This is a genomic window from Nonlabens tegetincola, from assembly GCF_002954355.1.
Classification (GTDB): Bacteria; Bacteroidota; Bacteroidia; order Flavobacteriales; family Flavobacteriaceae; genus Nonlabens; species Nonlabens tegetincola.
Window position 1 is genome coordinate 1 of the sequence record NZ_MQVV01000010.1, and the last position, 21,450, is coordinate 21,450.

Sequence of the window (21,450 nt, forward strand, 5' to 3'; positions counted from 1 at the left end):
GAGTACTAGCTAAGGGTCATTGGTGGAAATGGGTATATCTAGCGGTATCAATACTTATTTTCCTAAACGTTGTTTTACAATTCTATTTATCTCCAGATCGCACTCAAGTAGTTCCAGTAAGAGATTTTGCAGTAACCTTATTTTTGGCTTTTCTAGCAGCCAAAACGGTCTTCTTACTCATCATGTTCTTCGAGGATATTGTGAGGATTGTAGAAGGTGTTATCTCGCTTTCGCGAAAGCATAATTCTACCGATCTAGAAGGAATGTCTGACGCTAGCTCATCTTTCCTGCCTAGCCGTCGTTCATTTATAGCCAAAACGGGACTAGCACTGGCTGCATTGCCTTTTGGAGCTATTTTATATGGAGCCTGGAAAGGGAAATACAATTATCAAGTACGTGAATATGAATTAAGTTTTGATGATTTACCCGAAGAATTTAATGGTTATAAAATTTCTCAAATAAGTGATATTCACGTAGGTAGTTTTGATGATAAGGATGAGGTAGCCTATGCCATTGACCTTGTAAATAAACAACAAAGTGATGTCATATTGTTCACAGGTGATCTGGTTAATAATGTGGCACGAGAACTTTATGGCTGGGAAGAAATCTTGGGAAGATTAAAGGCAAAGGATGTGTGTTTTCTGTATTAGGGAATCATGATTATGGTGATTATGTGAATTGGGATAGTCAAAGTGAAAAGCGTAAAAATCTTGAAGAGTTATTCCAGATTCAAAAGAATATGGGATGGCGATTAATGATGGATGAAGCACATGAAATTAAGAGAGGTACGGATAGTTTACATATTGTAGGAGTTCAAAATTATGGTGGTGGACGTTTTCCTAAATATGGTAATCTAGACAAAGCTAGCGCCTCGTTGTCGGATTCTAGTTTTAAAGTTTTAATGAGTCATGATCCTAGTCACTGGAATTACAAGTTAAAGATCATCCTAAAAAGTTTCATCTCACTCTAAGTGGTCATACTCATGGAATGCAATTTGGTGTTGAGATACCTGGTTTTTTTAAATGGAGTCCAGTGAGTTTTGTTTACAAACGATGGGCTGGTATCTATAAGGAATTAGATCAATTTTTAAATGTTAATCGTGGATTTGGTTTCATAGGTTATTCTGGACGTGCAGGAATTTGGCCAGAGATAACAGTGATAACCTTAAAACGTGCTTAATAGGGTAAAGTTTCTTATTTTTGATAAGATAAGGTGTACTTGATATGTCAAAATTTGGCGAGCTTATAAATACTGAAAAACCTGTTCTACTTAGTTTTTTACCGAGTGGAATGAGGAATCACAAAGTATGCAGGATATTTTAAAAAATGTTGCTGCTACCCTTGGAGATCAGGCAAAAGTGATAAAAATCAATGTCGATAAGAATGTCGAGTTGTCCAATGCCCTACGTATTAAAACCTTGCCTACTTTTATTCTTTATAAGTCTGGTGAGATGATGTGGCGTCAAAGTGGAATACAAGATGGAAATGCTCTTGTTACCCTATTACAACAATACTCTTAAATTAAAGAGTCGCTGTTTCCCAGCCGTTGTCCTTCACGTATTGTAAATATTCGGGAAGCACTTGTTTCAACATTTCTAGAAATTTGTCACTGTCATGAAATACAATAATACTTCCGTTTTTAGTATGCTTTTTTAACTGTTTTAATACAACCGTCGGGTTTTGATTAACATCAAAATCTCCTGAAAGTACGTCCCACATTGTAATTTGATACCCTAGTTTTTTTAATGAGTTATAAGTAGATAACCCCAATTTACCATACGGTGGTCTAAACAACTTTGATTTAATAGAAGACTCTGCAAGCTTTACATTTTTAATGTATTGTTTGTCATTGGTTTTCCAACTATTTAAATGGTGTTGAGTATGATTACCTGTTTGATGACCACCATTTAATATACTGTCATAAAGATCAGGATGTTTAATTACATTATCTCCTACACAAAAAAAAGTAGCTTTCATTCCATAGGAATCTAAAAGCTCTAGAACATATGCTGTTGCATCTGGTTGTGGTCCATCATCGAAGGTTAAATAAACTTTTTTTTCTGAACGGCTTTTGTGCCAGGTACAACCTGGGAAAAGGGAAGTGACCCAATCAGGATTATGAAAGGGATACCATCTCATTTTTAATCCAGGCTATCTGACTTTGGAGTTTGTAAAGATTCAAGATCAGTATTTTCCTCGTTTATTCTTAGTAATTCTAGCATTGCACTATCGATTAACGCAGGATCTAAATCGTCGCTATTTGACGATATAGTATTTACAATACTTAATTTTTCTCTAGGATCATACTGTTTAGGGAATCGCATCATATATTCATTAAAAATATCAATTTGCTCAGTAGCAAATTTCATATCTTTTGCTAGAATAGCAGACTGTACAAGGTTTCTATACCTCTCAACAGCAGTAATAATTGCAATGCTTACATCTTCACCTTGATCGTCAATATTAAAGTTTTCATAGAACTCTAATTCATCTTGATATTTGGCAATTACTCTCAATAGTAAATCTCGTGCTTTTTCTCTTTTACCGATATTATAATAACCAGTCACAAAAGGTTCTATCATAGAATAATGGCCAAATAATTCTAAAGGCATTTTTTCCATTCCCAGGTCTAGGATTTCCTCAGCTTTATCTAGTTTGCCTTCTTCGGTAAGTGCGGTAGCTACTCGGGTAATGTTACTTCTAAACCCTACACTATTGCGTCTAGTTTCTACATCGTGTAAAACATCTGGATTACCGCTGTTACCCCATTTCCAACTTTTTAATACCTCATATCCATGATCAGCATCAACGCGACCCATTGAAAATGGATCTCTAGGGTCGTATTCTGATTTTATAGGTATTAGACGATAAGCGCAGCCATCTAATTGAAGATAATCTTTCATCCAAATATAGTCTTCGTCACCAAAGGCACCACCAGAAAAATAAATAGGTCGTTCCCAGTTATTAGCTGCAAGAATATCCAGCATGAACATTCTGTTTTTATATACATAATCACTGTCTAGTTCAATGATTATTTCGTCAACTATTTTATCAGCATCTTTTTCAGGTACCACACCATTAGCTAGTACAGCCTGCTTATTGACAGGAACTCGTATGAATTTACTAGGATAAGTATGCTCTTCATAAGGCCCGAATCGATCTTCCATGGTATAACGCTTGTTGCTGCGTACCCATGCCATCCAGTCTGTAATGTCCAGCGTATCTTTAAGGAATGCCTTAGGAGCACCCATTTCAACAGCTTTTTCTTTATCTAATGGTAATAAAACATCTCTAGTGCCATAGGTGTAATCGCTGTGTGATAAAGTGCTAGGAACTGGAGCGCTGTCCCATGCTTGCTTTTTCATATCATCCATATACCAGGCTGTGCTTAATAGGGAAGTACATACAACCCTAACATCAGTGCGATAATTCTCAACCTCTTGTAAATACCATAAAGGGAACGTGTCATTGTCACCTATTGTAAATATCATGGCATTAGGTAGGCAGCTATCTAAGTATTTACGCGCATTTTCTAAGGCAGAGTATTTTCCTGATCTATCATGGTCGTCCCAGTTTTGAACACCCATGAGTAAAGGTGCTGCTGCAAAACAAGCTACGAGTGAAACTAATTGTGCTGGCTTTGATTTTATAAGGTCTCTTAATCCTTCATAGATAGAATAAACTCCCATTCCTATCCACATAGAAAATACTAAAAAGGAACCTACATAGGCATAATCGCGTTCTCTTACTTGAAAAATGGCTTGATTAAGGTAAATAATTATAGCTATCCCGGTGAAAACAAAAAGTACTAGGGTAACATAAAAAGACTTTTTATCTTTTGTAAAATGAAATATAGCACCTAATAAACCTAGGATTAATGGTAAAAAGAAATAAGTGTTGCGTGCAGGATTATTTAACATGTCCTCACTTAACTCATCTTGATTACCTAGTCTGAATTCATCAATAAATTTAATTCCGCTTATCCAGTTACCATTAAATGGATCCCATTCTCCTTGAACATCATTCTGTCTTCCGGTAAAATTCCACATGAAGTATCTTAAGTACATGTATGAAATTTGATAATTCAACATGTAATCTACGTTTTGAAAGAACTCTGGTTTTGAAACAGTAATATAATCTCTTAAACCTTACAATGCATTGATATACTCGTTAGTTCCAAAACCAGATTCTTTCAAAACGTAGATTACATGTTGAATTATCAAATTTCATACATGTACTTAAGATACTTCATGTGGATTTTACCGGAAGACAGAATGATGTTCAAGGAGAATGGGATCCATTTAATGGTAACTGGATAAGCGGAATTAAATTTATTGATGAATTCAGACTAGGTAATCAAGATGAGTTAAGTGAGGACATGTTAAATAATCCTGCACGCAACACTTATTTCTTTTTACCATTAATCCTAGGTTTATTAGGTGCTATATTTCATTTTACAAAAGATAAAAAGTCTTTTTATGTTACCCTAGTACTTTTTGTTTTCACCGGGATAGCTATAATTATTTACCTTAATCAAGCCATTTTTCAAGTAAGAGAACGCGATTATGCCTATGTAGGTTCCTTTTTAGTATTTTCTATGTGGATAGGAATGGGAGTTTATTCTATCTATGAAGGATTAAGAGACCTTATAAAATCAAAGCCAGCACAATTAGTTTCACTCGTAGCTTGTTTTGCAGCAGCACCTTTACTCATGGGTGTTCAAAACTGGGACGACCATGATAGATCAGGAAAATACTCTGCCTTAGAAAATGCGCGTAAATACTTAGATAGCTGCCTACCTAATGCCATGATATTTACAATAGGTGACAATGACACGTTCCCTTTATGGTATTTACAAGAGGTTGAGAATTATCGCACTGATGTTAGGGTTGTATGTACTTCCCTATTAAGCACAGCCTGGTATATGGATGATATGAAAAAGCAAGCATGGGACAGCGCTCCAGTTCCTAGCACTTTATCACACAGCGATTACACCTATGGCACTAGAGATGTTTTATTACCATTAGATAAAGAAAAAGCTGTTGAAATGGGTGCTCCTAAGGCATTCCTTAAAGATACGCTGGACATTACAGACTGGATGGCATGGGTACGCAGCAACAAGCGTTATACCATGGAAGATCGATTCGGGCCTTATGAAGAGCATACTTATCCTAGTAAATTCATACGAGTTCCTGTCAATAAGCAGGCTGTACTAGCTAATGGTGTGGTACCTGAAAAAGATGCTGATAAAATAGTTGACGAAATAATCATTGAACTAGACAGTGATTATGTATATAAAAACAGAATGTTCATGCTGGATATTCTTGCAGCTAATAACTGGGAACGACCTATTTATTTTTCTGGTGGTGCCTTTGGTGACGAAGACTATATTTGGATGAAAGATTATCTTCAATTAGATGGCTGCGCTTATCGTCTAATACCTATAAAATCAGAATACGACCCTAGAGATCCATTTTCAATGGGTCGCGTTGATGCTGATCATGGATATGAGGTATTAAAAAGTTGGAAATGGGGTAACAGCGGTAATCCAGATGTTTTACACGATGTAGAAACTAGACGCAATAGTGTAGGGTTTAGAAGTAACATTACCCGAGTAGCTACCGCACTTACCGAAGAAGGCAAACTAGATAAAGCTGAGGAAATCCTAGACCTGGGAATGGAAAAAATGCCTTTAGAATTATTTGGCCATTATTCTATGATAGAACCTTTTGTGACTGGTTATTATAATATCGGTAAAAGAGAAAAAGCACGAGATTTACTATTGAGAGTAATTGCCAAATATCAAGATGAATTAGAGTTCTATGAAAACTTTAATATTGACGATCAAGGTGAAGATGTAAGCATTGCAATTATTACTGCTGTTGAGAGGTATAGAAACCTTGTACAGTCTGCTATTCTAGCAAAAGATATGAAATTTGCTACTGAGCAAATTGATATTTTTAATGAATATATGATGCGATTCCCTAAACAGTATGATCCTAGAGAAAAATTAAGTATTGTAAATACTATATCGTCAAATAGCGACGATTTAGATCCTGCGTTAATCGATAGTGCAATGCTAGAATTACTAAGAATAAACGAGGAAAATACTGATCTTGAATCTTTACAAACTCCAAAGTCAGATAGCCTGGATTAAAAATGAGATGGTATCCCTTTCATAATCCTGATTGGGTCACTTCCCTTTTCCCAGGTTGTACCTGGCACAAAAGCCGTTCAGAAAAAAAAGTTTATTTAACCTTCGATGATGGACCACAACCAGATGCAACAGCATATGTTCTAGAGCTTTTAGATTCCTATGGAATGAAAGCTACTTTTTTTTGTGTAGGAGATAATGTAATTAAACATCCTGATCTTTATGACAGTATATTAAATGGTGGTCATCAAACAGGTAATCATACTCAACACCATTTAAATAGTTGGAAAACCAATGACAAACAATACATTAAAAATGTAAAGCTTGCAGAGTCTTCTATTAAATCAAAGTTGTTTAGACCACCGTATGGTAAATTGGGGTTATCTACTTATAACTCATTAAAAAAACTAGGGTATCAAATTACAATGTGGGACGTACTTTCAGGAGATTTTGATGTTAATCAAAACCCGACGGTTGTATTAAAACAGTTAAAAAAGCATACTAAAAACGGAAGTATTATTGTATTTCATGACAGTGACAAATTTCTAGAAATGTTGAAACAAGTGCTTCCCGAATATTTACAATACGTGAAGGACAACGGCTGGGAAACAGCGACTCTTTAATTTAAGAGTATTGTTGTAATAGGGTAACAAGAGCATTTCCATCTTGTATTCCACTTTGACGCCACATCATCTCACCAGACTTATAAAGAATAAAAGTAGGCAAGGTTTTAATACGTAGGGCATTGGACAACTCGACATTCTTATCGACATTGATTTTTATCACTTTTGCCTGATCTCCAAGGGTAGCAGCAACATTTTTTAAAATATCCTGCATACTTTGTGATTCCTCATTCCACTCGGTAAAAAAACTAAGTAGAACAGGTTTTTCAGTATTTATAAGCTCGCCAAATTTTGACATATCAAGTACACCTTATCTTATCAAAAATAAGAAACTTTACCCTATTAAGCACGTTTTAAGGTTATCACTGTTATCTCTGGCCAAATTCCTGCACGTCCAGAATAACCTATGAAACCAAATCCACGATTAACATTTAAAAATTGATCTAATTCCTTATAGATACCAGCCCATCGTTTGTAAACAAAACTCACTGGACTCCATTTAAAAAAACCAGGTATCTCAACACCAAATTGCATTCCATGAGTATGACCACTTAGAGTGAGATGAAACTTTTTAGGATGATCTTTAACTTGTAATTCCCAGTGACTAGGATCATGACTCATTAAAACTTTAAAACTAGAATCCGACAACGAGGCGCTAGCTTTGTCTAGATTACCATATTTAGGAAAACGTCCACCACCATAATTTTGAACTCCTACAATATGTAAACTATCCGTACCTCTCTTAATTTCATGTGCTTCATCCATCATTAATCGCCATCCCATATTCTTTTGAATCTGGAATAACTCTTCAAGATTTTTACGCTTTTCACTTTGACTATCCCAATTCACATAATCACCATAATCATGATTCCCTAATACAGAAAACACACCATCCTTTGCCTTTAATCTTCCCAAGATTTCTTCCCAGCCATAAAGTTCTCGTGCCACATTATTAACCAGATCACCTGTGAACAATATGACATCACTTTGTTGTTTATTTACAAGGTCAATGGCATAGGCTACCTCATCCTTATCATCAAAACTACCTACGTGAATATCACTTATTTGAGAAATTTTATAACCATTAAATTCTTCGGGTAAATCATCAAAACTTAATTCATATTCACGTACTTGATAATTGTATTTCCCTTTCCAGGCTCCATATAAAATAGCTCCAAAAGGCAATGCAGCCAGTGCTAGTCCCGTTTTGGCTATAAATGAACGACGGCTAGGCAGGAAAGATGAGCTAGCGTCAGACATTCCTTCTAGATCGGTAGAATTATGCTTTCGCGAAAGCGAGATAACACCTTCTACAATCCTCACAATATCCTCGAAGAACATGATGAGTAAGAAGACCGTTTTGGCTGCTAGAAAAGCCAAAAATAAGGTTACTGCAAAATCTCTTACTGGAACTACTTGAGTGCGATCTGGAGATAAATAGAATTGTAAAACAACGTTTAGGAAAATAAGTATTGATACCGCTAGATATACCCATTTCCACCAATGACCCTTAGCTAGTACTCGAATAAGTTGAAAAGCATAAATTTCAACAATAATGAAAAAACCTATGATATATATAAATCTCATGGCGCTAAATTAACCCAATACAACAGGTTATGGATTAAGATAAAGTTAAAGCCGGCGCTCTTGCTCACCCTAGCATATAGTTTTATCTTTAACCTTCTCAAATTTTCATCATGACGAACGACGGAACCGACGATAAAAGACTGTTTTTACTAGATGCTTATGCTTTAATTTTTAGAGGATATTATGCTCTTATTAAAAATCCTAGAATCAATTCACAAGGCATGGATACCAGTGCCATAATGGGATTTACTAACAGCCTTTTTGATGTTATAAGACGTGAAAAACCAGAATACCTAGCTGTTGCCTTTGACAAGGAAGGAAGTGCAGAGCGTACCGAACTATATGCAGATTATAAAGCTAATCGTGACGAAACACCAGAAGCAATTAAAATAGCCGTACCCTACATACAACAAATATTAAAGGCAATGCATATTCCCATTATCGAGGAAGCTGGTATCGAGGCCGATGATTTAATAGGTACTTTATCAAAACAAGCCGAAAAAGAAGGATTTACCGTTTACATGGTAACACCTGATAAGGATTATGCACAGTTAGTTTCTGACAATATCTACATGTATCGTCCTGCTCGCATGGGCAATGGGATAGAAATATGGGGCATTCCCGAAGTTCAAAAAAAGTTTGAAGTAGATCGACCTGAACAAGTAATCGACTATTTAGGAATGATGGGTGATGCCAGTGATAACATTCCAGGGTTACCTGGAGTAGGAGATAAAACTGCAAAAAAGTTTATTAAGGCCTATGGATCCATGGAAGGACTTTATGAAAACCTTGATCAACTTAAAGGTAAAATGAAAGAAAAAGTAGAAGCTAATAGAGAATTAGGTTTTCTTTCAAAACAGCTTGCAACCATTAAATTGGATTGTCCTGTTCAATTTAACGCAAGTAAATACACACTAGATGATCCAGATGTTGAGAAAGTTCATGAGATTTTTGATGAATTGGAATTTCGTCGTGCCAAAGAAACACTAGCCAAAATATTTGCTCCAGATAATGTCCCTGGTGTTAATTACAAAGAAGACAATAAAAAAACACCGTCTGATAACAGCACCAGTTCATCAAGTGGTCAATTTGATTTGTTTTCTACACCAGGATCAGGTACCGCTGCAGAGGCTGATGCCACTGGTCGTAATACACTTTCAACCACCGATCATTTGTACCAGATCGTGCAGCCTGGAATGGGGACAAAATTATTTATTCAGACCTTAATGAATCAAAACAGCGTTTGTTTTGATACTGAAACCACAGGACTTGATCCTTTAATAGCTCAACTAGTAGGAATTGCATTTTCATGGGAAAAAGGTAAGGGTTATTACCTACCTTTTCCAGAGGATCAAGAACAAGCCATAGAACTATTACAGCAGTTAAAACCATTTTTTGAATCTGATCAGATTGAAAAAGTTGGACAAAATTTGAAGTACGATATTAAAGTACTAGACAAATATGAGGTTAAAGTAAAGGGCCCTATGTTTGACACTATGCTAGCGCACTATTTAATTAATCCTGACATGCGTCACAATATGGATGTCCTAGCAGAGACCTACTTGAACTATACGCCACAAAGTATTACCGAATTAATTGGAAAGAAAGGTAAAAATCAAAAATCCATGCGCGACGTGGATTTGGATAAAGTAAAAGAATACGCCGTAGAGGATGCAGACATCACGTTCCAGCTTAAGGAATTTTTTATCAAAGAACTAGCTGCCGCTGGTACTGATAAGTTATTTCATGAAATAGAAATGCCACTTTTGAAGGTGCTTGCTGCTATGGAGATTGAAGGTATAAATCTTGATTGCGATTATTTAGATACGCTTTCGCGAAAGCTAACAGAAGACATAGCCCAGTTAGAATCCAACATATATGAAATTGCAGGTGAAGAATTTAACATAGGATCTCCTAAACAATTAGGAGAAATACTATTTGGCAAAATGAAACTTGTCGATAAGCCGAAGAAAACTAAAACAGGACAATATTCTACTGCAGAAGATGTACTAAGTTATCTAGCTAAAGATCATCAAATTGTTGCCAATGTTTTAGAATACCGAGGACTCACTAAACTTAAATCAACCTATGTAGACGCATTGCCTAATCAGGTGAATCAACAAACGAAACGCATACACACTAACTACATGCAAACTGTAGCTGCAACGGGAAGATTAAGCTCCACAGATCCTAATTTACAAAACATACCTATACGTACTGAACGTGGCCGACAAGTGCGTAAGGCTTTTGTACCACGCAATGAAAATTACAGGCTTGTCGCGGCTGATTACTCCCAAATTGAATTGCGCATTATTGCAGCATTAAGTGAAGAGGAAAACATGATTGCAGCTTTTCAAAACAATGAAGATATTCATGCCAGTACAGCAGCAAGGGTATTTAATGTTCCTATTCAAGATGTTACCCGTGAGCAACGTAGTAACGCAAAGACAGTGAACTTTGGGATTATTTATGGGGTAAGTGCATTTGGCTTAAGCAATCAGACAGATTTATCTCGTAGTGAAGCTAAAGAACTTATTGACACCTATTACGCAACTTATCCTAAGTTAAAAGCATACATGCAAGAACAAGTCGACTTTGCTAGAGAGAATGGATATGTAGAAACTGTGTTAGGTCGTAGACGCTACTTGAAGGATATAAATAGTTCTAATGCTGTTGTTCGAGGCGCTGCTGAACGAAATGCAGTGAACGCACCTATTCAAGGTAGTGCTGCTGACATCATTAAGTTAGCCATGATCAATATTCACAACAAGTTTGAAGCATTAAATTGCAAATCAAAAATGCTACTTCAGGTGCATGATGAATTAGTCTTTGATATTCATGATGATGAATTAGAAAACATGAAAAAACTCATTAAAACAGAAATGGAAAATGCCTATAAAATGAGTGTACCTCTAGATGTTGAAGTTGGTTTAGGAAATGATTGGTTAGAGGCGCATTAAGTCAAAAAAAGATCTCGATGAAAACAGCTTTTATCTTAATAATTACTTTGATGAGTTTATCGTGTACTCATTCTCAAGAGGATTTACCAGAGGTATCCCAAGGTAGTATTCAACGAATTCCTGATTTTAAATCAAATTACGTTACAGCTAGGAATATTGATATATGGTTGCCAGATGATTATTCTAATAATAAAAGGTATTCAGTTTTATACATGCACGATGGTCAAATGCTATACGATGCTGAAGGATCGTGGAATAAACAGTCATGGGAAATGGATGAGGCTGCACGTCAACTCTATAAGAGAGATGCATGTTCAAAGGAATTTATTATTGTAGGTATTTGGAATGGTGGTGAAACTAGACATAGTGATTATTTCCCACAAAAACCTTTTGAAATGCTTACTGAAGATGAAAGAAATATTGTAAGCGAACAATTAAAACAGTCGCATGTTCCTCTTGAATCTAGCTTTACTCCAACTTCGGATAATTATTTGAAATTCATAGTGCGTGAGTTAAAACCTCACATTGATGAGATGTTCAATACCTATACAGATAAAGACAACACCTTTATTGCAGGCAGCAGTATGGGTGGCTTGATTTCTATGTATGCTCTATGTGAATATCCACAAGTTTTTGGAGGTGCTGCATGTCTTTCAACTCACTGGCCTGGAACGTTTACTTTGGAAAACAATCCTATTCCAAACGCCTTCAAACAATACTTAAAAAACAATCTTCCAGATCCAGCTACACACAAATTATATTTTGACTGTGGTGATGAAACTTTGGATGCCCTATATCCAGAGATTCAAAAAGAGGTTGATTTCATTGTTAAAGAGAAAGGTTACACTGCTAAAAATTGGAGAACGGGATACTTCCCTGGAGAGAATCACAGCGAAAATGCTTGGAGAGATAGGGTTATTATCCCTTTAGAATTTCTTTTTCAATAGTTACCTAATAAATAGAACGTGATTTTTTTGACACACCTGTTTATTAGTGATGAATAATAACTTTATCGGTTATAACAATATCATCTATTCTTGCCTTAAGTAAATAAGTTCCATTACTTAATTGAGAAACATCAATAGTTCCTATATTATTTTGATTGAAATAAACCTGTTTTCCCATCATATCAAAAATATATAACTCATCTATGGTTTTTGAAGATGTTATGATAATCCTTTCTTTTGCAGGGTTTGGATATAATTTTAAGGTATAACTAGATTCATCATCTAGTGATAGCACATTTTGATAAATACGTACATAGTCAATTTGCATATCACTTTGCACAAAATTAGGATCTACCGTTCCAGCAATACCACCCATGGCTACATTCAATAATAAATATTGATCTGCATCAAATGGCCAAGTATCGACATTGCGTATAGTAGGGTTATAGGTATAAAAAGGAACATCATCTATCAGAAACGTTATTTGTTGTGGCGACCAGTTTACCGAATATATATGAAACGTATTTGCAACATCTGATAACATAAACGGCTGATAATTCATGGTTGCTCCAAAACATCCTGAACAATTTGTATGTAAGGCCGCAGAAACTTGGTTTACCGGCCCTAATCCATGTTCCATAATATCGATTTCCCCACACAAAGGCCAATTAGTTGTACCGAACTGGCTGTCCCAATAACCACCATCTTCATTTATATTTTTACTTAACATCCAAATAGCTGGCCACGTACCATCACCAATTGGTAGTTTAGCCCTTACGTCTACTCTACCATGAGTAAACGCAAACTTAGAATTCAATCTAGCACTAGTATATTGTTTCGTCTCACCTTGATCAGTAAAATTTTCTCTTTTTGCAACTATATGCAGCATTCCATTTTCTACATAAGAATTATCTAATCGATTTGTATAGTGCTGAATCTCGCCGTTTGCCCATCCTGTTGGAGTAATCATTTGTGTTTGATGAAACCACTTTGTTGGATCAACAGGGTTATTGAAACCAGGTGTATTAAATTCATCTGACCAGACAAGATCTGTATAGACTACATCAATAGGATTAGGTGGTGGAGATACGACAGCATTGTTATCGATATCGTCTATGAGGTAGGTTCCAGGCGTTAAGGAACCACCATCGATAAACAAGGTTATCCGACTGTAAGTACCCGTTCCAGTAACTGTATTTCCTGTAGCAGTTTCTGTAGCATTTGAAAAATCAAAATTGAGTGTTGCCCAAGAATTTTGAGAATTAACTACTGTTGTACTGACTTCAATATCAGTATTTATTCCATTCTCAAGTTTTACTATAATGTTGTGACTATTTGGATCAAAGGCATAAAATCTCAGAGATAGATTTGGATCGTTATCTAAATCTACAGGTGTTCCTAAATCAATAAAAAACCCTTGATAAGCAGCAGCACCATTATTGAAAAATTCACCCACTTGGTTACCTGCTTGTGAAGGATCACCTCTAAAGGAAAATCCTGATCCCGAAAACGAAGAAAAAGGAAAAGAATTGTTTTCAAAATCTAACGGTAATTGCTGGCTATTGGACCAACAAAATCCTATAATAAAGAAGAAAAGACTATAAATTTTCATGTATCAAATGTAACTGAACCAGCATACACGACACCTATTTACCACCTCTACAAAAACTATACAGAGGTGCTACTATTTACTTTTCCTTACTTTTTTTCTTCAAATAAACATGCTTCAACTCAAATCATAGATTTATATAAGTCTATCTATAAGCTTTATACATTACCACGATCTGATTCTCTCTACTATTAGTGCTAGATCCCGCAAGGAATCTATCTACATTAATCGTAAATCCATCGGTATCAAAAGAAGTCATTGAGGCTCTTATCAAGCCTTCTTGAGCATCTGTACCGCCAGTAGCTGATCCATTATCGTGAATAGGCTCTCCATTATTATTTACAAATAATGCGGCAAAACAATGGTTAGTAGAAGAATAAGTTCCAATGTTATTTATACTGGAGCCACTCAAACCAGTTGCCATTGCATATTGATCTATGGTACCACCATTATTTTGGGCAAAACCAGTTGTCATTCCACCAGCCATTCTAATATCATTGCTATTATTTTGACTAGATCGAGACGCTCCTTCGTTAGCTGTTTGCACCCTATTTATCGCAACAAATTCAACACTAGATGGCTCAAATCCTACACCTGTAACAGATACTGATCCACTGCTTGTTATTGTTATTGTTCCAAAGTGAATTTGTTTTTCTCTATCTGTAGTCATAAGTGCCCAACTACCGCTTTCAAAAATAAAAATTCCTGCAGGTGTTAAACCGCCTGTTCCTGTGTTGTAAACAATAGTACCATCGGCGATAGGACCTCCATTAGGATTTATTATAGTAGTGTTATCCGTATTGGATGAAAGCGCTATTCTAGGTAATAAAACACCCGTATTGGAAGAAACTATATCGAGCACTCCTTCTGGTGAACTAGTATTAAGACCAACTTGAGAAAAAACAACAAAAGGAACTAGAAAAAATAGAATTTTTAGGGACTTCATAATACGTTTTCTTTTAAAATCAACGCAAATAAAGTTTCTATAGACGAAAGGACAAAAAAAATAATTATCAATTGTTAACCATTGTTTTTAATCGAATTTAACACCGTTTTAATCGGTGAATTCAATTAAAATAAATGCGATTCATCGATTTTTATCTAACCAGAGCAAAACTTCCTGAAACCTTTGGTCTATTTTCAATCTCTAGTGTAAACCAATAAGTGGATGAAGGTAAAGGGTTACCATTATACGTACCATCCCAACCTACTGTATCTGGCGATAGCTGCTTAAGTAACTTACCATGACGATCATAAATAAAAAGTTGAGCTCCTGGATATTCTTTAAGTCCGTCAAATGTCCAGTAATCATTAAAGCCATCTTGATTTGGAGTAAAAAAACGTTGATAATCCAATGTTACAAAAGTGGCAAAAATTACACCACATCCGTTTCTATCTCTCACCCTTAGATCATGATAGCCTTTGTACAATCCATCAAAGAAATTAGAACTTTGATAAGCACCGTCATCTACTGAAAATTCGTAGTCTCCAGAACCGCTTACCAGTATTGTAGCTGTATTATCGCCATTTCTAAAATCCTGAGTGATGATTTCATCAATAGTAGCTTTTGAAGATGGTAGAGCCTCGATAGTCAGCTGAGAGGTACATCCCTCATTGTTTGTAACAGTTACCGTATAAGATCCCGGTGAGAGTACATCAATTGTGTTGGTGTCTTGTCCACTTTCACCTGTACTCCATTCATAGAATTCAAATCCAAATTCCACACCTATAGTAATAGGCTGTGTATTCTCTTCGCATATAATTATTGGGTCCTGCATCCTTAAGTCAGGCGTTCTATTCAATACAACATTAAAATCTAAATCAGTAAAGCATCCTGAATTTACATCAGTAACACGAGAAAAAATACTAGTAACAGGTTGTGAAATTTGCGGTGTACCCGATAAGTTATTGGTAGGTACTGAGCGATCATTATTAGTTAGATAATGCCTTACTTCAAATAAATTTGGGTCTAAAGCACCAAGTATCTCAGACGTTAAATCACTTAAAATAATTTGCTCTAACCCATCATTTTCTATATCACAAACAAGATAATTATTAGGATTTTGCACAACTGGAGGATTATACAGTCTCAAAGGAACTCGAACCACAGAATCACAAATAATACCTGCTGGATCGGTAACCTTTAAAAAATAAAAAGTTTGTGTGGTAGTAGCTGTAACATTTGGATTTATAGGATTGGTGTCGTTAAAAGCATCTTGTTCAGTATCATGATAGGTAATGTTGTACGAACTCGCATTTGCTACAAATAAATCTACATTTGCCGCAAGATCATAAGACTCTGTATTATTAACTGAGCATACAACTACTTCATCAAGATCATTAGGTATGCCATTTTCATCAACCACAATTTCAAACTCTGTAAAGTCAGTACAATTTGAGTCAGTACGTTCAATTCTAGCAAATACTGAAAAAGTACTTGTTGAATTTGTATAAGGAAATGATAATGCACCAGTACCTATATTAGCATCATTCAAGCTTTCGTGGTAAGTTACTATTACGTTGGATTGACCATTTATAATAGTAGCGTCAAACTGGGTAAAATCAAACTCTCTAATTCCGTCTTGTGGCCCTAGGTTATCACAATACTCTTGATCTTGTACAGGATGTGCTATAGGACCTGGCGGCAAGGTTGCCGTTCCTCCAGGATTAAGTTGAAATCCTCCTGTACCTACTGCAAGTCCTACAATAATATAATATACTTCACCAGCTGTAGCATCAATCTCTCTTAAATATCCATTCCCATTTGCACCAGGACCTTCTGTTACATCAGTCTCTGTATCATTTAATCCTGTGTTACTTGAAACACCAGCACGTTGTGGGTTTGTACTGCTACATCTAATTGCAGCTCCCAAATTATTACAATCTGTCACAGGTCCAAAGACAGCGAAATCATAATCAGCATATGCAACATCGGGCACCAAATCAAATCTAAAGCTTCCCGTATTTTCAATTTCCACCCTAAACCAGGCCTGATCTACCGGAAAATCATAACAAAAAGGCACTTGATTGTTGGGGCTTGCAAAATCATTGGTCCCAGCTCCTGATGGTGTTAATCCTAAATCTGTATTACCACAAAGTAAAATGGCATTGGTACAATCATTGGGATTTTGAGCAACCGAGGAAAAACCAATCACTAAACAAATAAAAAACTGTAAAAATTTAAAACGCTTCATTTAGTAAAAATAGGTTTAATTATTTAACCAGTACGTGTAATAAATGATGCAATTCCTCGAGAGTATTCAAATAACAAAAACTCACTCTTATACCGGGACCTCGTAACGAGGTAATAATATTTGAATCAAGCAACTTTTGATACAAGTGTTCATCACCATTAATGTTAAATATACCTGAATGGGATTCTCTGTGCATGACAGATGGATCTAACAACTTACGCTGCTTAAATTCTTGAAATACATTCTTGGACAATGTTTTATGCCTTAAATCAATATTTTGAATTCCTATTTTTTCTACTTCTTTTAAAGCTAGATTCAATGAAGATATAGCTAGCAAATCAACATGTCCTGGCTCAAACTGCTGTATCATTAAACTGCGATTATCCTGACGAGTATTTATAAGTTGATTTAAATGACTAGATACCTTTGAATATGAATCTGGTTGAATTGAAATAAATCCTATTCCATCACCTGCGTGTAGCCATTTGTAACAACTTGCGATGATTATATCTATTCCGCTTTCGCGAAAGCGGAACTCCTCACATCCCACGTATTGAGTTAAATCTGCAATAAAAACCGTATCGGGAAATTCATGTTTAAGTTGCTTTATAAATTCATTGTTTAATTGAATTCCAGAAATATATTGAACCATACTAAAGCAGAAAAAATCAGGAGCTTCCTCTCTAAAAGCTTCTAGGATTTTCTGCTCAATTTCATTGTCTATAGTAACATATTGAGTAATAAAACCTCGTTGCCTTACAGCGTCGTTAAGTGATGGGTAATCATTTTCAATTAATAAAAATTTAGATTCCTTATCCAGAGTATGCAAAACGTGAATAAAAGCTTGTGAAAAATTAGGGACAAAAGCTGTGTAATCAATATGTGAATCAAGAAATTGCGATAGACGTTTCCTGCAGGTATCAATCAAATTACTGGAAAGGTTAGTAAACTTTGATCCTTCATCTCTTAATTGATGTAGTATGTGAATGCGTTCATTAATGACCGCTTGAGAAAGCAACCCGTGATTAGCCACATTTAAATAAGTGTACCTATTAAGAATGGGGTAAGCTGCTCTTAAATTCTTGATAAGGGATGAGTCCATAAAGTCTTTATACTGTACATTTGAGTATAAAAATACAACTAATCATGTTCGGTTTTAAAAAGAAACACGTACCAGAAATCGATCCTCTACAAAAGGAACTTATAGAAAATGCCCAACGACGCATTAAGGAAAAACGTGGTCTATTCACTCATTTTGTTGTTTTCCTTGTAGGAGCTATTGGTTTAATAATCATCTCACAAGTTCTTATGCAAAGTGAACCTAAAAAATTTCTAGGTGTGGAATGGTGGATATGGGTGCTGTTTGTTTGGTTGTTATTATTGATTTATCACGCATTTAAAGTATTCATAACAAATAGACTGCTGGGTCCAGAATGGGAAAAAAAACAGTACAACCGATTGGTTCAAAAACAACAAGAACGCATCGCACAGCTTGAATCTAAAATTAATAGTGAAAAGCCTTTACCTAAAACAAAAATCATATCTCAATCTTCAAACAATAAAACTTTGACCATGATTGCAGCTGCAGGCAGCAATAATGAATTGGGGAAAGATGGTGATTTAGTATGGCATTTGCCAGACGACTTTAAACGTTTTAAAGCTATTACAACTGGTCATCATATTATTATGGGAAGAAAAACTTTTGAGTCTTTCCCTAAACCTTTACCTAATCGCACTCATATAGTACTCACACGTGATAAAAATTACAAAACCTCACAGGCCATCGTAGTCCACGACATGGAAACTGCCCTTGCAGCAGCAAGTGAAGATGAAAAACCGTTTATAATAGGTGGTGGAGAAATTTATCAATTAGCTCTACCTTACGCCACTAACATTGAACTTACTAGAGTTCATGGCTCTTTCACTGCTGATGCTTTTTTTCCAGAAATTGATACGAACGAGTGGAGTCTTATAAATAAAGAACATCATCCTAGGGATGATAAGCATGACTATGCTTTTGATTTTGAAACTTGGAAGCGTAAATAACAACAATCAAGATAAAGGACACCTGCAAACTAGTTATAGCAAGTAAACCTACAAAAGCCTACTTTTACAACCTGAAAAATTACTAATATGAAAGCATACGTTTTTCCTGGACAAGGAGCCCAGTTCACAGGAATGGGAAAAGACTTATATGATAATCACGCCTCTGCAAGGGCTTTATTTGAACAAGCAAACGAGCAACTAGGATTTGACATTGCCAAAATCATGTTTGAAGGAACAGCAGAAGAACTTAAGCAAACTAAGGTTACACAACCTGCCGTTTTTTTACATTCTGTAATTCTAGCAAAAACGATGGGCGATGCCTTTAATCCGGATATGGTAGCTGGACATTCCTTAGGAGAATTAAGTGCACTTACTGCTACAAATTGTTTAAAATTTGAGGACGGACTTAATCTAGTTTCTAAACGAGCACTAGCGATGCAAGCCGCATGTGAAATACAGTCTAGTACTATGGCCGCAATTTTAGGCTTGACAGATGATGTTGTAGAACAGGTTTGTAAAGAAGTAAAAGGAACTGTTGTTGCTGCCAACTATAATTGTCCTGGACAATTAGTAATTTCTGGAGCAGTACCTGCTGTTGAGGAAGCTTGTGAAAGATTAAAGGCGGCAGGAGCAAAACGTGCTTTAATACTTCCAGTAGGTGGTGCTTTTCATTCTCCGTTAATGGAACCTGCAAGAGAAGAACTAGCCGCAGCTATTGAAGCTACAGAATTTTCAAAACCAATTTGTCCTATTTACCAGAACGTAACCACGTTTGCTCTAAACAATACCGACGATATAAAAACAAACCTTATTTATCAACTTACGGCACCTGTAAAATGGACACAATCCATTCAAGAAATGATCAAGGATGGTGCTAATGAGTTTATTGAAGTAGGGCCTGGTCGCGCGCTGCAAGGAATGATTAAAAAGATCGATAGAGAAGTTACCACAAGTAGTGCAACTATAGAATAATTCATACTAGAACAAAAGCAAAAAACCCTATTCAATTAAGAATAGGGTTTTTTTTATTCCTTTTAAAATGTTTTACATTTCAAGCGCTTTCTTCACATCGCCATCCATCAATAAATTGATAGGATCTTCTAGTGCTTCTTTAATAGCTACTAAGAAGCCTACAGATTCCTTACCATCGATAATTCTATGATCGTAAGATAAAGCTAGGTACATCATAGGACGTATTACAACTTGTCCATTTTCTGCAATTGGTCGCTCAATAATATTGTGCATTCCCAAAATACCACTTTGAGGTGGATTGATAATAGGAGTACTCATCATGCTACCGAAAACTCCACCATTTGAAATAGTAAAGGTTCCACCCGTCATCTCATCAACTGTGATTTGTCCATCACGAGCACGCAATGCTAGACGTTTTACTTCTGCCTCTACTCCTCTAAAACTTAGATTCTCTGCATTTCGTATTACAGGCACCATTAATCCTTTAGGACCTGATACTGCAATAGAAATATCTTTATAATCATAAGTAATCATTTCTTTACCATCTATCATACTGTTTACAGCAGGATATAAATCTAGGGCACGTACTACTGCCTTGGTAAAGAAGGACATAAATCCTAGAGAAACTCCATGTTTGGCTTTAAAGTCTTCTTTATATTCTTTACGTAAGTCAAAAATAGGTTGCATGTTTGCCTCGTTAAAGGTGGTCAACATTGCTGTTTCATTTTTTGCACTTACTAAACGTTCTGCTACTTTACGACGCAGCATGGATAATTTAGATCGAGAAACTCCTCTAGAGCCAGCTCCAGGTGTTCCCATAGAAGGTGTTGCACTTACCGCATCTTCTTTTGTTATACGACCATCGCGACCAGTACCTTTCACGCTACCAGCATCAATACCTTTTTCATCTAAAATTTTCTTAGCTGCTGGACTAGCTGTACCTGTAGCATACGACTCTTTAGCCTGTGTAGGTTGTGGTGCTTTATCATGACTAGTAGATTTTGAATCGGGTGCACTTTTTGCCTGCTCTTTTTCAGCTGCTTGTCCACCACCTTCATCACCACCTTCATAGGTTGAGCTCTCGTTATTTACATCTTGAGAACCTCCATTTGGATTTGGAGCTTCAGTATCAATTAAACAGACTACTTCACCTACTGCGACAGCATCACCTTCTTCTGCTTTTAAGGTTATAATACCACTAGCTTCTGCTGGTAATTCTAGGGTTGCTTTATCACTATCTACCTCGGCAATTGCCTGGTCTTTTTCTACCCAGTCGCCATCGGCAACGAGCCATTCTGCGATTTCTACTTCTGTAATCGACTCGCCTGGTGAAGGCACTTTCATTTCTAGAGCCATAAT

General features: G+C 36.1%; 18 protein-coding genes and 1 pseudogene. 10 read left to right on the forward strand and 9 right to left on the reverse strand.

Going from position 1 to position 21,450, the window contains the following annotated elements:
- The 4 genes and pseudogenes from BST93_RS14420 to BST93_RS00490 all read left to right on the forward strand — a co-directional run.
- Nucleotides 1-650, forward strand: a 650-nt coding sequence (locus BST93_RS14420; RefSeq protein ID WP_373420724.1) for a metallophosphoesterase, incomplete at its 5' end; no start/stop codon positions are given.
- The gene (locus BST93_RS14425; RefSeq protein ID WP_258150451.1) at nucleotides 635-970 is read left to right on the forward strand and encodes a metallophosphoesterase family protein; all 336 of its coding nucleotides are present in this window, start codon (nucleotides 635-637) and stop codon (nucleotides 968-970) included. The genes BST93_RS14420 and BST93_RS14425, both read left to right, overlap by 16 nt.
- 17 nt (nucleotides 971-987) lie before the next feature.
- A complete protein-coding gene (locus tag BST93_RS14430; RefSeq protein ID WP_258150452.1) occupies nucleotides 988-1,179 on the forward strand; it encodes a hypothetical protein in 192 nt (63 codons plus the stop codon).
- Between the two features lie 44 nt (nucleotides 1,180-1,223).
- Nucleotides 1,224-1,519, forward strand: a pseudogene (locus BST93_RS00490) (thioredoxin family protein).
- Between the two features lies 1 nt (nucleotide 1,520).
- Here BST93_RS00490 and BST93_RS00495 read toward each other — a convergent pair.
- A complete protein-coding gene (locus BST93_RS00495; protein ID WP_105017691.1) occupies nucleotides 1,521-2,138 on the reverse strand; it encodes a polysaccharide deacetylase family protein in 618 nt (205 codons plus the stop codon).
- A gap of 2 nt (nucleotides 2,139-2,140) precedes the next feature.
- A complete protein-coding gene (locus tag BST93_RS00500; RefSeq protein ID WP_181072517.1) occupies nucleotides 2,141-4,090 on the reverse strand; it encodes a hypothetical protein in 1,950 nt (649 codons plus the stop codon).
- 161 nt (nucleotides 4,091-4,251) lie between these two features.
- Between BST93_RS00500 and BST93_RS00505 the strand changes: the two genes are divergently transcribed.
- Nucleotides 4,252-6,156, forward strand: a complete 1,905-nt coding sequence (locus BST93_RS00505; RefSeq protein ID WP_219843729.1) for a hypothetical protein — start codon at nucleotides 4,252-4,254, stop codon at nucleotides 6,154-6,156.
- Nucleotides 6,157-6,158: 2 nt separating this feature from the next.
- Nucleotides 6,159-6,776 carry a polysaccharide deacetylase family protein gene (locus tag BST93_RS00510; RefSeq protein WP_105017691.1) on the forward strand — a complete coding sequence of 206 codons (618 nt, stop codon included), beginning with the start codon at nucleotides 6,159-6,161 and terminating at the stop codon, nucleotides 6,774-6,776.
- Nucleotide 6,777: 1 nt separating this feature from the next.
- On the opposite strand, the gene BST93_RS00515 is transcribed toward BST93_RS00510, so the two are convergent.
- Entirely contained in the window at nucleotides 6,778-7,074 is a 297-nt protein-coding gene (locus BST93_RS00515; protein WP_042276304.1) for a thioredoxin family protein, read from the reverse strand.
- Between the two features lie 44 nt (nucleotides 7,075-7,118).
- Nucleotides 7,119-8,363 (reverse strand): metallophosphoesterase, encoded by a 1,245-nt coding sequence (locus tag BST93_RS00520; protein ID WP_105017692.1) that lies wholly within the window; start codon nucleotides 8,361-8,363, stop codon nucleotides 7,119-7,121.
- 110 nt (nucleotides 8,364-8,473) lie between these two features.
- Between BST93_RS00520 and polA the strand changes: the two genes are divergently transcribed.
- Complete coding sequence (polA, locus tag BST93_RS00525; RefSeq protein WP_105017693.1) at nucleotides 8,474-11,323, forward strand: DNA polymerase I; 2,850 nt, start codon at nucleotides 8,474-8,476, stop codon at nucleotides 11,321-11,323.
- Between the two features lie 17 nt (nucleotides 11,324-11,340).
- Nucleotides 11,341-12,270, forward strand: a complete 930-nt coding sequence (locus BST93_RS00530) for an alpha/beta hydrolase (RefSeq protein WP_105018121.1) — start codon at nucleotides 11,341-11,343, stop codon at nucleotides 12,268-12,270.
- A 43-nt stretch (nucleotides 12,271-12,313) separates the two neighbouring features.
- Here BST93_RS00530 and BST93_RS00535 read toward each other — a convergent pair whose 3' ends face one another.
- From BST93_RS00535 to BST93_RS00550, 4 genes are all read right to left on the reverse strand, one after another.
- Entirely contained in the window at nucleotides 12,314-13,882 is a 1,569-nt protein-coding gene (locus BST93_RS00535; protein ID WP_105017694.1) for a glycoside hydrolase family 16 protein, read from the reverse strand.
- A 142-nt stretch (nucleotides 13,883-14,024) separates the two neighbouring features.
- Nucleotides 14,025-14,825: a phage tail-like protein gene (locus tag BST93_RS00540; protein WP_105017695.1), complete on the reverse strand. Its 801-nt coding sequence runs from the start codon at nucleotides 14,823-14,825 to the stop codon at nucleotides 14,025-14,027.
- A gap of 151 nt (nucleotides 14,826-14,976) precedes the next feature.
- Entirely contained in the window at nucleotides 14,977-17,073 is a 2,097-nt protein-coding gene (locus BST93_RS00545) for a T9SS type B sorting domain-containing protein (RefSeq protein WP_105017696.1), read from the reverse strand.
- 19 nt (nucleotides 17,074-17,092) lie between these two features.
- Nucleotides 17,093-18,175 (reverse strand): aminotransferase class V-fold PLP-dependent enzyme, encoded by a 1,083-nt coding sequence (locus tag BST93_RS00550; protein ID WP_105017697.1) that lies wholly within the window; start codon nucleotides 18,173-18,175, stop codon nucleotides 17,093-17,095.
- 20 nt (nucleotides 18,176-18,195) lie between these two features.
- Between BST93_RS00550 and BST93_RS00555 the strand changes: the two genes are divergently transcribed.
- A complete protein-coding gene (locus tag BST93_RS00555) occupies nucleotides 18,196-19,119 on the forward strand; it encodes a dihydrofolate reductase (protein ID WP_308736845.1) in 924 nt (307 codons plus the stop codon).
- An 87-nt stretch (nucleotides 19,120-19,206) separates the two neighbouring features.
- A complete protein-coding gene (gene fabD, locus BST93_RS00560; protein ID WP_105017699.1) occupies nucleotides 19,207-20,091 on the forward strand; it encodes an ACP S-malonyltransferase in 885 nt (294 codons plus the stop codon).
- A gap of 72 nt (nucleotides 20,092-20,163) precedes the next feature.
- On the opposite strand, the gene odhB is transcribed toward fabD, so the two are convergent.
- Nucleotides 20,164-21,447 carry a 2-oxoglutarate dehydrogenase complex dihydrolipoyllysine-residue succinyltransferase gene (odhB, locus tag BST93_RS00565; RefSeq protein ID WP_060523334.1) on the reverse strand — a complete coding sequence of 428 codons (1,284 nt, stop codon included), beginning with the start codon at nucleotides 21,445-21,447 and terminating at the stop codon, nucleotides 20,164-20,166.
- Nucleotides 21,448-21,450 lie beyond the last annotated feature (3 nt).